The following is an 11,904-nucleotide window of genomic DNA, read 5'->3' as shown; positions in this document are numbered from 1 at the left end:
GCGCAGCTTCAAACCGCAATTCCACCGCCGTGGACACTTTGTTCACGTTCTGGCCGCCAGGGCCCGACGACCGGGTGAACTGTTCGCTCATCTCCCAATCGGCCAATTCGATGTGATCATTGATGCGAAGGGTCATTGGGGCCACCTGTAGCACGTCTGCAACTGCTTTACCGCAGAAGCGCACTCTGGGACAAGAAGGCCGAAATCGACCTTTCATCTGACCAAAAATATCCCGGGGGTGAGGCCAAAGGCCGAGGGGGCTGGCCCCCTTTTACAAATCCCGCTTCAAATCCCGTATCCGCGCAGCAAACGAAAAAGAGCCATGCCGCTTGGCTCTTCGAGATTGTCAGGAGGTGGGGCCGGTTAGGTCCTACCAATTCGAGGGTCCTCCTAAGGGCTGCCTCAGAGGACGCCCCCTCGAACTGTTCCGACGCCTTTCTCCAATACCTCTCTCGACACTGAAGCACCTCCTTTCAATTTTGTTTCCACACTCGAATCATGGCACGGAAGATCAAAATCGCAAAGGAAATTTTCAGACAATCGCGCGATTTTGCGAAAGTCGCGCAACGATTGCCCGAAATGGCACCAATGCCAGCAACGACACCGTCAGTTTTACCAGCCAATCCGCAAAGGCCAGCGTGACCCACAGCGGAACCGCCGCGCCAACATTCATGAACGGCACCGGCTCCCACGCCCAGGCGATTGCGGAATTGGCCTCTGCGCCAAACAGGGTGATCGCGGCGGAAAAGCCGATGGCGAAAAACAAAACGGTATCCAGCGCGGATCCCACCAGCGTGGAAATCAGGGGCGCGCGCCACCAGCGGCCGCTGCGAAAGCGGTTGAATACCGCGATGTCGGTCAGCTGCGCCACCAGGAAGGCCACACCGGATGCCACGGCAATGCGCAACGGCACGGCAGCATAGCTGTATCCGTCACCTTGCAACATGATCTGGCTGCCGATCAGCGAACAGATCACACCGGTGACAAATCCGGCAAAGACCACCCGCCGGGCCGGTCCGGCGCCATAGACGCGGTTCATCACGTCAGTGACAAGAAACGCCAGCGGATAGGTAAACGCCCCCCAGGTCAGGAGGCCGTCAAGAATTAGAAATTGAACGAGGACGTTCGAGGCCACGACAATCGCGGCCATGGCAATAATGCCAGGAAGATGGGTGCGGTTCATATTTGATGCCCGTTTTTGCAAGGTTGCGGCGACTTGGCCCCCGATTTGCCGGGAACGGGCGGGACGTACAGTTTCCGGCCCCGTCACGCAAGCGATTTGTCAATCCGGGGCTCAGGGCAGCAGATATTCCACGATCTCGGTGCGTTGGAAGGCGCGAAAATTGTCGTCGGATATCATTGTCAGGCGGATCTTGCCCGCGTCATCACGGCTGACCGCCAGGCCCTCCAGGTTGTCGTGGCGGCCAAGCGGGCTGGTGAACAGGATTTCGCCGCGGCCGATGTCGCGCTTTGTCACCGCAAACCGGCGCACCCGCGACCGAAACCCAAACCCGGTAAATTCCCGCTCCAGCAGGTACAGCATGCCGTCTGGGCCGAAATCTGCCCCAACCGGTTGAAAACCGCCAAAGCGGGGAATGGAAAAAGGCTGATCCCAGGTGCCATTGCGATAGCGATAGACCGGGAAGGGCCGTGTCATCTTGCCCGAACGTTCCGGCAATGTGTAAAGCCAGCCGCGGCGGTCAATCGCCAGCGCCTCCAGCGAAGAATTGTTTTGCAGGGATTTGAAATCCTCATGCCGTGGCAGCCATGCGGCACGATCCATCGACACATAGGCCCAGACCCGGTGGAATCCTTCGAATGAAACGAAGCGGCGACCATCCGCGCGGATCGCAAGCCCCTCGCTGTCGGCGCGAATACCTTCTTGTATCTGCCCGCCTTTGGTGTTGCGCAGCGCGCGCGGCGGCGTGCTGTCCACCCGGACAATGCGACCGTTTTCCCGGATGATCCGCCCTTCGACGTAATGGCCCCGGTCGGACAGGGCGACAAAGCCGCCGTCATCGTTGCTGAGGTCAATCGCGGAAAAGCCGCCAAATGCCGGATCACTGTCTGTCCAGATATAGCTTTGGACATGGTGGGCGCGATTGGCGTCCTCCGCAGCAGAGCCACAGCTGACCAGCGCAATCAGCGCCAGCGCGGCGCTGGTCAAAAATCGTGTCATCGTGGTTTATTGGGCCTTTAACACAGCGGCGCATTGCGCCGGCAGATCGGCAAGGATCAATTCACGTTTCTTGCGCGGCGGCGGGGCATTGGGGTCCGGCGGCGGTGGGTTCAGGATACGGTCGACCCAGCCCTGTGCCTCGGCACAGCCATCGCCGGGCGGCGGGGCGGCCTGATTGACGCAACCGCTGGCGCCGCGCGGACAGGACAGCCGCACGTGGAAATGATAGTGATGCCCCCACCAGGGCCGGATCTTGCGCAACCAGGCGCGATCGCCTTTTTCGTCATTGCACATCTGCACCTTGGCACCGGGAAAGATGAAGATCCGCGCCACACGCGGGTCGCTGGCTGCGGCCTTGAGCAATGCGTGATGTTCCGCTGTCCATTTGTCATTGGTAAAGGCGCCATTTGACCGCCGCAGCGAAATCGACGACAGCGATTTACGTGCATCGCGCGACAGTGCAATATTCGTAGCCGGGCGCAGCCAGATGTCGGCATCCAGCCCGATCTGGTGGCTGGCGTGACCGGTCAGCATCGGGCCGCCGCGTGGTTGCGACATATCCCCGATATAAAGCCCGTTCCAACCCGGCAATTGCGCCGCCCGCGCCGACAGACGTCGCAGGTAATCGACGGTTTCCGGGTGGCCCCAGTTGCGGTTGCGCGACAGGCGCATCGCCTGCCAGGTTGCGCCGGTTTCCGGCAATTGCGCACCGCCCGCCATACAGCCCTTGGCATAGCTGCCATAGGCGGCGGGGCTTTGATCAGAGGGGCCGTTTTTCGCGCCAAACAATTGTTTGGCCTGCTGGGTCGACAGCGTGCCCATGGAATCGCCAATGGTGGCCTGTGGTGCGGCGGCCAGGCTGGCCTTGGTCTTGGCTGTATTGCCGTCGCCGCAGCCGACCACAAGCGCGAGGATACTCATACAAAACAGCGTTCGGATCATCGGTGATTTGCCCCCTCTGGATCAACCCAGCGTAGCAGATACAGACCAATAAGAAAGAGCAGGATTACCGGCAAAAAGCCCAATTGATTGGATTGCGTCCACAGGGTGAACACGGTGATCAGCGCCGGGGCCAGAAATGCGGTGGCCTTGCCCGTCAGGGCAAACAGGCCAAAGGCCTCGGCCTCTCGTCCGCCTTCGACGTGGCGCACCATCATCGAGCGTGACGCAGAATAAAGCGCGCCCCCCGCGCCGCCGATGACCGCGCCACAGATATAGAAGATGGTGTCAGGCAAGGAGGAACCAGGCGCCAATTGCAGGCCAAACAGGCTGTCGCGTGACATGCCGACAATGATGATGCTGACGGCAATCAACATCGTCACACAAAAGGTGATCACCGGCTTTGGCCCAACCCGTTGGTCCATCACGCCGCCAACCCAGGACAGGACCGCCGCAGCGATTGCGGCAATGATGCCAAATACACCGATTTGCACAATCTCCCAGCCCAGGACCAGCTTGGCATAGATCCCGCCATAAGAATAAAGCGCGGTCAGCGCATCGCGGTAAAACATCGAAGACAACAAGAAGCTGCCGCACGAGCGGTTGCGGGCCACCCGCCGGATCGTCACCATCAGATCGGCCAGAACCTTGCGCAGTTTCGGGCGTGGGGCGTCGACCCGGGGCGCGTCGCGGCACCACAGAACATAGGGCAGCATGAAGAGGGTGAACCAAATGGCGATAAAGGGGCCGACGAACCGCGTGCCTTCACGAGCCTCTGGGTCAAGACCAAAGGCCGGTGGCAACCCGATCAGGGTTTTGCCGCTCTCGTTCTCTGCAAAGAATAACAACACAAGGATCAGCGACAGCACGCCACCCCAATAGCCAAAGGCCGTTGCCCCACCGGAAATGCGACCAATCTCTTCCTTGGTGCCCAATCCGGGCAGGATCGCATTGTTCAGGTTGAACGCCGCCTCGGCCGCCGTGAACCCCAGCCAGAACAGGACCAGCGCCAGGATCAACCCGGTGGCATCGGGCTGCAACAGCCACAAAGAGGCCGCACAGATCACCGCCACAATGGTGAAAAACCGGACCCAGGGGGTCAATCGCCCGGATGCATCGGCCCACCCGCCCAGAATGGGCGCGGAAAAGGCAATGACCAGCCCCGAAATCGTTTGTGCGGAGGACCAAAGCCCCTGCGCCTGTGCATTGGAGGCGTCTTGCGACATCCCCTGAGCCAGAAAATACCCGGCGGCCACAGCGGCGAAATACGGGCTGAACACAAATGTCAGCCCCAATGTTGCATAGGGCTGTTGCGCCCAGTCAAAGAACATCCAGCCCCAGATGCGCTTGCGTTTGGAAATTGTCATACCGTCCCCCTGTTGCGGCGGTTAGACCCCGGCAATGGGGCCGGTGGCAAGGGATAAGCCGGGGAACGGGGGAATTTCAGCCGGGAGGCGCAATTGGCGTTGCTGCATTGCAGCGCCCCAAACGGTGCCCCGATCAGCATTCGGGCCACGGGGAGGGCGGCGGTTGATTGCGCGGGGTGGTGTCAGGCCCCCAAGAGCGGCGGCCAGGGCCGGGCGTCCTCGGCCGCGATCCAGGCAAGGATATGGTCGGGCAAACCGGGCAGCGGCTCCGTGTGGCCCAGTTCCGCCAGAACCTCTGCCGGGGACACAATGCCGTTTCGATCGGTCACTGCGGTGCGATACATCGCGTGATTGGCGCATTCACCGTTTGCCTTCCACATGGATTGCTCAAGATAGAGAAAGCGGTGGTCGATCCCCACTGCGCGGCTGCGCATTTCAAACCGTTCAAACGGGCGAATGCGGCGGCGGTACCGTGTACAGCTTCCGGCGACGGTCAATCCCCATTTGCGCCGCTTCAGCACCGCCATAAGGCCGGTGCGCTGGGCCAGTGGAATACGCCCCAGATCATAAAGCGTCAGGGTCCGGCCGTTGTTCAGCTCCATCCAGAAATCAATGTCCCAAGGCCAACACATATGCGTCGAGACATGCGTGCCGGTCAGCGGCAGCGACGGCGCATTGCGAAAAACCAGCAATTCCTTGAACATTCGAATAAAGGGATACATGGGCGACCTCCGCCGGTATCCTTGCGCTGCGACGCGGCATAGACAAGCCGTGACGCAGCGGCACTTGTGCTTTTGTCTCTGCGCGCTTACCTAAGCCTCGCAATTGGCGGAGACACACACGGATGTATGCAATTTACGGGCCCCTGAAACTTATCCTTGATGTGGCGTTTTTCATCATGATCGCCCATATCATCATGAGTTGGCTGATCAATTTTCAGGTCCTGAACCTGCGCCAGCCGCTGGTGTCGCAATTGTGGTATGGGCTGAACCGCCTGCTGGAGCCGATTTATCGCCCGATCCGCAACATCCTGCCGAACACACATCCGCTGGATCTTGCGCCGCTTGTGGCGTTTATCATCCTGATTTCGCTGCGGGATTTCATCCTGCCCGAGATTTTCGGCCTGATCTGAGCCAGTTCTGAACTGACCCAGCCGCTTTGACATGAGGTCCCGGATCAGGTCCGGGACGGTGTCCTGCCTCTTGTTCACCGAATCTCAATATGAGATTGTCCCTGTAAGAGCAGTCAAACTCAAATCTTGCAGGTTTTGCCCCATGGATCATACCGCCACGCTTTTGCGGGACGTGTTCGGATTCGACGGTTTTCGCCCCGGTCAGGGTGAAATCGCCAATGCCGTGACCCGTGGTGAAAACGTTTTGGCGATCATGCCCACCGGTGGCGGCAAGTCGCTGTGTTTCCAATTGCCTGCGCTGATGCGCGACGGGGTGACGGTGGTGATTTCGCCGCTGATCGCCCTGATGCGCGATCAGGTGCGCGGTCTGCGAGAGGCCGGGGTGAATGCCGGCGCGCTGACATCCGGCAACACCCCCGAGGAAACCGAAGCCGTCTGGGAGGCGCTGGAGGCGGGCACATTGAAGCTGCTGTACCTCGCGCCTGAACGTCTGGCCGCCGGTGGTACAATGTCGATGTTGCGCCGCATCGGTGTCAATTCCATCGCCGTCGACGAAGCCCATTGCGTGAGCCAATGGGGCCATGATTTTCGCCCGGATTACCTTCGGATCGGGGAACTGCGCCGCGAGTTGAATGTGCCGCTGTCGGCCTTTACCGCCACGGCAGACGCCGAAACCCAGGACGAAATCGTCGCGCGATTGTTTGACGGCGAAGAACCTGCGCGGTTCCTGCGTGGATTTGACCGGCCCAATATTCACCTTGCCTTTCAGCCCAAGGATGGGCCGCGCCGCCAGATTCTTGATTTCGCGGCCGCACGCCGGGATCAATCCGGGATTGTCTATTGTGGCACCCGCGCCAAGACCGAGGGGCTGGCGCGCGCCCTGACCGAAGATCGCCACAACGCCTGTTTTTATCATGGCGGCATGGATGCCGAAGATCGGCGCAGTGTAGAGGCGCGGTTCGCCCGTGAGGATGGTCTGATCGTTGTCGCGACTGTCGCCTTTGGCATGGGGGTCGATAAACCCGATATTCGCTGGGTGGCACATGCCGATCTGCCCAAGTCGATCGAAGCCTATTATCAGGAAATCGGTCGTGCCGGGCGCGATGGCGGCCCGGCGGAAACACTGACCCTGTTTGGGGCGGATGACATCCGTTTGCGGCGGTCTCAGATCGACGAGGGGCTGGCACCCCCCGAACGCCGTGCTGCTGACCATGGCCGGTTGAATGCGCTTTTGGGGCTGGCAGAGGCGCTGGAATGCCGCCGCACTACGCTGCTTGGGTATTTTGGCGAAACGACCGAACCTTGCGGTCATTGTGACCTGTGCCAATCGCCGGTCGAAACCTTTGATGGCACAGAAGCCGTGCGCAAGGCGCTTTCGGCGGCGCTGCGCACCGGCGAATGGTTCGGTTCCGGGCATCTGATCGACATTGTCATGGGCAATGCCACCGACAAGGTGCGCGAAAAAGGCCACGATCAGTTGCCGACCTTTGGCGTTGGCGGCGAATTTGACAAACGCGGCTGGCAGGCCGTGTTCCGCCAGATGATGGGCCATGATCTGATGCGGCCGGACCCGGAACGTTATGGCGCGCTGCGCATGACCGAAGCGGCGCGGCCCATCCTGCGCGGTGAGGCCAGCATCATGTTGCGGCGTGACACCATCGCCAAGGCCCAGGCCCGTCGCCGCCCGGCGGTCAAGGCGATGGTCAGCGAGGATGATGCGCCGTTGTTGTCCGCACTAAAGGCCAAACGCCGCGCTCTGGCCGAGGCCGCCAGCGTCCCGGCCTATATCATTTTCAACGATCGGACCCTGATCGAAATGGCCGAAACCCGGCCCGCTTCGCTGGATGACATGGCGCGGATTGGTGGGGTTGGTGCCAAAAAGCTGGAACATTACGGCGCGGAATTTCTGGCCGTGATCACCGGCGCCACCGAAGCGATGCACCCCACCCGGCGCAAGCTGGCGGGGCGGGATGCCGGGTCCATCTATGACCGGTTGATGCAGGTGCAGGCCGATCTGACGCGCGGCGCCTGTGGTACGGAAAAACCGCTGTCTTGTTCTGCCGCGCAGCTTGCCAAGCTGGCCGAACGCCGCCCCAGTGCGGTGCGTGATCTGGAACAGATGTTGGGCGAACGTCGTGCCGAACGTTTTGGCGCGGCGTTTCTGGACGTTTTGCGCGAAGCGTCGTAAGCCGCCGCCAAAGGGAGACATGCAATGCTCGTGGTGATTTCACCGGCCAAGCGGCTGGATTGGTCGGAAACAACGGTCGAAATGACCGAGCCGGCGATGCAGGCGGATGCGGCGCGTTTGGCGAAAACCGCCCGCAACCTGACCTTGGGTGATCTCAAGGGGTTGATGGATCTTTCGGATGATCTGGCGCGATTGAACCGTGACCGGTTTCGCGCCTTTTCCGATGACCCCGCGCCGGATGTCACCCGACCTGCCATGTTCGGCTTTGCCGGCGACACATATCTCGGGCTTGAGGCGCGAACGCTGGACGCGGATGAGGTCCGTTATGCACAGGATCACTTGCGGATTTTGTCCGGTCTTTACGGGGTGTTGCGCCCACTGGATGCGATTCAGGCCTATCGGCTGGAAATGGGATCGCGGCTGAAGACCCGGCGCGGCACGAACCTGTACCACTACTGGCGTGATCAGATTTCCAAGGCGCTGAACGCGCAGGCCGCGACCACCGGCAGCGACGTTTTGATAAATTGCGCCAGCCAGGAATATTTCGGCGCGGTGGATCGCAAGGCTTTGAAATTGCGTGTCATCACACCGCAATTCTTTGACATGAAGGGCGGTCAGCCAAAGATCATCAGCTTTTTCGCGAAAAAGGCCCGCGGGGCAATGGCGCGATATATGGTGCAAAATCGCCTGCAGGATCCGGCGGACATCCTGGGGTTTGATCTGGGCGGATATCGTCATGTGGCGGATTTGTCGGAACCTGATCGCCCGGCATTTCTGCATGATGTCAGAGACTGACGGCGCTTTATCAAAAAAACACGAATAAACCTATTGTGCGCCAGGTTCTTCCCTGTGGCAGCCAATGGGCGTTTAGTGGGGGCGAATTCAGGAGGAGACAGCCGTGAGCGACCGCAGCTATTACGCGCCCCATGGCGGATTGCCGGGACAAAAAGAGCTTTTGACCGGGCGGGCAGTTTTTACCGAGGCCTATGCGGTGATCCCGCGCGCCACGATGACCGACATCGTGACCTCGTTTCTGCCGCATTGGACGGCGACGCGGGCCTGGGTCATTGCGCGGCCCTTGTCCGGGTTTGCCGAAACGTTTTCGCAATATATCATGGAGGTCCTGCCCGGCGGTGGCAGCACCGCGCCTGAACCCAACCCAGAGGCCGAGGGCGTGCTTTTTGTCGTCGAAGGCGAGATGACCCTGACCATCGAGGGCACCACGCATCAGCTGACCGCGGGTGGATTTGCCTTTTTGCCCCCGAGCTGTGACTGGTCCTTGCGAAACGATGGCGCGCAAGCGCTGCGGTTCCACTGGATTCGCAAACGTTATGAACCCGCTCCGGGGTTGGATGTGCCAGAGGCCTTTGTGACGTCGGACCGCGATGTCACACCGACGCCGATGCCGGACACCAACGGGGCTTGGGCGACCACGCGCTTTGTCGATCCGGCCGATTTGCGGCACGATATGCATGTGACTGTGGTGACATTCGAACCCGGTGGCGTGATCCCATTTGCCGAAACCCATGTGATGGAACACGGGCTTTATGTGCTGGAAGGCAAGGCCGTTTACCGGCTCAATCAGGATTGGGTCGAGGTCGAGGCCGGCGATTTCATGTGGCTGCGGGCATTTTGCCCACAGGCCTGTTACGCGGGCGGACCGGGTCGGTTCCGGTATTTGCTGTACAAGGATGTGAACCGTCACGCCCGGCTGTAAGGCCCGCAGTTGCGATGAATGTCACGGCATTTCGCGCAGCTGCTTTGCCTCTGGTTCGCGGGGGGCATAGCGTTTGATCATCGCCTCGATCGCAGCGCGTTTCAGCGGTTTGGTGATATAATCGTCCAGCCCGGCGGCGATCAGAACCTCGCGATCCCCGGACATTGCATGTGCTGTGCAGGCGATGATCGGCACGCGGGTGCCGTTGGCGGATTCCAGTTTGCGAATTTCGGTTGTCGCCTCTTTGCCGTCCATTTCCGGCATTGAAATATCCATGAAAATAATGTCGGGCTGCAATTTCTTGTAGGCTTCCACCGCTTCCAGACCGTTGTTGGCAAAATGCAGATCGACCTCCAGGGTTTTCACCATTTTGCGGAATACAAACTGATTGGTCTTGTTGTCCTCGGCGGTCAGGATCTGGATTTTCCCGGTTGTGCTGGTTGGCGTCTGCGCCGCGTGTTCTTTGGCGTCCGGGATTTTGGGCGGTGCGGATGTGGCTGATACCGGCTGCGGTTTTGCCGGGGATGGCGTCGGCTGGGGCGGGTTCGCCACCTTGGCATCGCCAGAGGGTTTGGGGCCGGAGTGCGCTGGTTCTGCGGTATCCTCGGCGGGTGACATGGCATTCAGCTTGTCGAACAACACCCCACGTGGCACCGGTTTTTGCAGGACCGCATGCAGCAACTTTGCCGCCGGGTCCGTTTCGGCAAATCCGGTGTTGGAACTGAGCATGATGATCGGTGTCTCGTGGCCTGCGTCGCGCAGCGCCTGGGCCAATTCAAGCCCATCGAGCTTTGGCATGTTGTGATCGGTCAACACCAGATCAAAGGCACAATCGGCGGCAAATTGATCCAGCGCTTCCTGGCCATTTTCGCAGGCAGAGGTTTCGACCTGCATGACCTGCAATTGTTTTTCCAGAATCATCCGGTTCACCGGGCGGTCATCAACAATCATCACCCGGCGGATGTGTTTCGGAAGTTTCGGCGGCTGAACGGTTTCGCCGTCGGGGCTGGGCAATGTGACCTGAAAGCCAAAGCTCGACCCTGTGCCAAATTCGCTGTCGACCCAGACCTCGCCGCCCATCATGTCAATCAGCCGTTTGGTGATCGCCAATCCCAGACCGGTGCCTTCGAACTTGCGGTTGCGTTCATCTTCGACCTGATTGAATTCGCCAAACACATCGCCCAGTTTTTCGTCGAGAATGCCGATGCCGGTATCTTCGATCGTGACGTGCACTGCGGTTTGGCCGTCTTCGCGTGGCACCCCCACCACCCGCGTCAATACATGCCCCTGAAGGGTGAATTTCACCGCATTTCCCAGAATATTGGTCAGAACCTGGCGAATGCGCCCCGGATCGCCGATGAATTCCGTGGGCAGGAACATGTCGTAGTCGACCAGAAGATCCAGCCCCTTGTCGCGGGCCGTTGGCTGCAACAGCATGATGATTTCATGGATGGCGCGTTCCAGGTCAAACCGTTCGGGGTGAAGCTCTAGTTTGCCGGCCTCGATCTTGGAATAATCCAGCACGTCATTGATGATAACCAACAGCGCCTCGCCGGAATTCTTCATCGTATTGACGTAGAGGCGCTGTTCCTCGGACAGTTCGGTATCGGTCAGCAATTCGGCCATGCCGATCACGCCATTCATCGGCGTGCGGATTTCATGGCTCATATTGGCAAGGAAGGCGGATTTGGCGCGATTCGCGGCTTCGGAGCGATTGCGCGCTTCGCGCAGGTTTTTTTCGTACCGGATGGTGTCGGTGATATTCAGCACCAGTGACACCACATCCCCGGCCTCGCCGCGTTTGTCCACCACCTTGAAATACATGCCATTCCACAGCCGCAGGGTGATCGCCTCGGGGGTGGAGGATTGCCAGCGATTAAGCATCATCGCCCGCCATTCGGCCGGGGCCAATTCGCCGGTGTCGACAATGCCCTCTTCGGTCAAAAGCTGTAGGATACGGGCAAAGGGCACGCCGGGTTGAATTTCTTCCAGGCCTTCAAACACCGATAAATAGGCGCTGTTGGCACTGATAAGACAATGATCGCTGTCGAAAAACGCGAATCCGTCTTCGATGGTTTCAACGGCCTGCCACAAACGGCGTTCCGCCACTTCCAGATTCTTGGTCGTGCGCGACAGGTCGGATTTCACCCGCTGGTTTTCGTCCCGCACATTGGCAACCTCGGCGCGTTTTTCAACGATCTCTTCGCTCAGCGCGCGGGCGTGATGGCCAAGTTTGCGGTTGGCGGCGAACAATTCGGCCTGCTTGAGTTCAAGCAGGCGTTCCGCGCCAAGCCGTGCGCGGCGTTCCTCGGCTAGTTTGCTGGCAGAACTCATGCCACCCCGTAAAGCGATTCATTGACTCATAACTCCGGTACTGTGGCG

Annotated in this window: 11 protein-coding genes; 4 read left to right on the top strand and 7 right to left on the bottom strand. The window is 59.8% G+C overall.

The features are described 5' to 3' along the window. From AC0L4F_RS19295 to AC0L4F_RS19270, 6 genes are all read right to left on the bottom strand, one after another. Positions 1 to 136, bottom strand: a 136-nt coding sequence (locus tag AC0L4F_RS19295) for a peptide chain release factor-like protein (protein ID WP_280520685.1), incomplete at its 3' end; no start/stop codon positions are given. Between the two features lie 396 nt (positions 137 to 532). Continuing rightward, positions 533 to 1,183: a queuosine precursor transporter gene (locus AC0L4F_RS19290; protein WP_244691012.1), complete on the bottom strand. Its 651-nt coding sequence runs from the start codon at positions 1,181 to 1,183 to the stop codon at positions 533 to 535. Between the two features lie 111 nt (positions 1,184 to 1,294). Further along, positions 1,295 to 2,179: an esterase-like activity of phytase family protein gene (locus AC0L4F_RS19285; RefSeq protein ID WP_244691011.1), complete on the bottom strand. Its 885-nt coding sequence runs from the start codon at positions 2,177 to 2,179 to the stop codon at positions 1,295 to 1,297. Positions 2,180 to 2,185: 6 nt separating this feature from the next. After that, on the bottom strand, positions 2,186 to 3,121 hold the full coding sequence (gene mepA / locus AC0L4F_RS19280) for a penicillin-insensitive murein endopeptidase (RefSeq protein ID WP_244691010.1): 936 nt from the start codon (positions 3,119 to 3,121) through the stop codon (positions 2,186 to 2,188). Next, positions 3,118 to 4,485, bottom strand: coding sequence for an MFS transporter (locus AC0L4F_RS19275; RefSeq protein WP_244691009.1), 1,368 nt, complete (start codon positions 4,483 to 4,485; stop codon positions 3,118 to 3,120). The genes mepA and AC0L4F_RS19275 overlap by 4 nt, the downstream gene beginning before the upstream one ends. Before the next feature lie 182 nt (positions 4,486 to 4,667). Continuing rightward, positions 4,668 to 5,207: an acyl-CoA thioesterase gene (locus AC0L4F_RS19270; protein ID WP_244691008.1), complete on the bottom strand. Its 540-nt coding sequence runs from the start codon at positions 5,205 to 5,207 to the stop codon at positions 4,668 to 4,670. Between the two features lie 122 nt (positions 5,208 to 5,329). Between AC0L4F_RS19270 and AC0L4F_RS19265 the strand changes: the two genes are divergently transcribed. The 4 genes from AC0L4F_RS19265 to AC0L4F_RS19250 all read left to right on the top strand — a co-directional run bounded on the left by AC0L4F_RS19265 (position 5,330) and on the right by AC0L4F_RS19250 (position 9,522). Next, positions 5,330 to 5,617: a YggT family protein gene (locus tag AC0L4F_RS19265; protein ID WP_244691007.1), complete on the top strand. Its 288-nt coding sequence runs from the start codon at positions 5,330 to 5,332 to the stop codon at positions 5,615 to 5,617. Positions 5,618 to 5,759: 142 nt separating this feature from the next. After that, positions 5,760 to 7,805, top strand: a complete 2,046-nt coding sequence (gene recQ, locus AC0L4F_RS19260) for a DNA helicase RecQ (RefSeq protein ID WP_244691006.1) — start codon at positions 5,760 to 5,762, stop codon at positions 7,803 to 7,805. Positions 7,806 to 7,829: 24 nt separating this feature from the next. Beyond that, positions 7,830 to 8,600, top strand: a complete 771-nt coding sequence (yaaA, locus tag AC0L4F_RS19255) for a peroxide stress protein YaaA (protein WP_244691005.1) — start codon at positions 7,830 to 7,832, stop codon at positions 8,598 to 8,600. A gap of 103 nt (positions 8,601 to 8,703) precedes the next feature. Then, the gene (locus AC0L4F_RS19250; protein ID WP_244691004.1) at positions 8,704 to 9,522 is read left to right on the top strand and encodes a bifunctional allantoicase/(S)-ureidoglycine aminohydrolase; all 819 of its coding nucleotides are present in this window, start codon (positions 8,704 to 8,706) and stop codon (positions 9,520 to 9,522) included. A 21-nt stretch (positions 9,523 to 9,543) separates the two neighbouring features. On the opposite strand, the gene AC0L4F_RS19245 is transcribed toward AC0L4F_RS19250, so the two are convergent. Further along, positions 9,544 to 11,856, bottom strand: coding sequence for a response regulator (locus AC0L4F_RS19245; RefSeq protein ID WP_244691003.1), 2,313 nt, complete (start codon positions 11,854 to 11,856; stop codon positions 9,544 to 9,546). Between the last annotated feature and the right edge of the window lie 48 nt (positions 11,857 to 11,904).

This window comes from Marinovum sp. J2-8, from assembly GCF_055808435.1.
The sequence above is the reverse complement of the archived record's forward strand: the minus strand, read 5'-3'. Positions and strand labels throughout refer to the sequence as shown.

Excerpts from the sequence above, each read along its gene's own strand:
- AC0L4F_RS19290 (WP_244691012.1), bottom strand. The coding sequence starts at position 1,183 with ATGAACCGCACCCATCTTCCTGGCATTATTGCCATGGCCGCGATTGTC.
- AC0L4F_RS19285 (WP_244691011.1), bottom strand. The coding sequence starts at position 2,179 with ATGACACGATTTTTGACCAGCGCCGCGCTGGCGCTGATTGCGCTGGTC.
- mepA (WP_244691010.1), bottom strand. The coding sequence starts at position 3,121 with ATGATCCGAACGCTGTTTTGTATGAGTATCCTCGCGCTTGTGGTCGGC.
- AC0L4F_RS19275 (WP_244691009.1), bottom strand. The coding sequence starts at position 4,485 with ATGACAATTTCCAAACGCAAGCGCATCTGGGGCTGGATGTTCTTTGAC.
- AC0L4F_RS19270 (WP_244691008.1), bottom strand. The coding sequence starts at position 5,207 with ATGTATCCCTTTATTCGAATGTTCAAGGAATTGCTGGTTTTTCGCAAT.
- AC0L4F_RS19265 (WP_244691007.1), top strand. The coding sequence starts at position 5,330 with ATGTATGCAATTTACGGGCCCCTGAAACTTATCCTTGATGTGGCGTTT.
- recQ (WP_244691006.1), top strand. The coding sequence starts at position 5,760 with ATGGATCATACCGCCACGCTTTTGCGGGACGTGTTCGGATTCGACGGT.
- yaaA (WP_244691005.1), top strand. The coding sequence starts at position 7,830 with ATGCTCGTGGTGATTTCACCGGCCAAGCGGCTGGATTGGTCGGAAACA.
- AC0L4F_RS19245 (WP_244691003.1), bottom strand. The coding sequence starts at position 11,856 with ATGAGTTCTGCCAGCAAACTAGCCGAGGAACGCCGCGCACGGCTTGGC.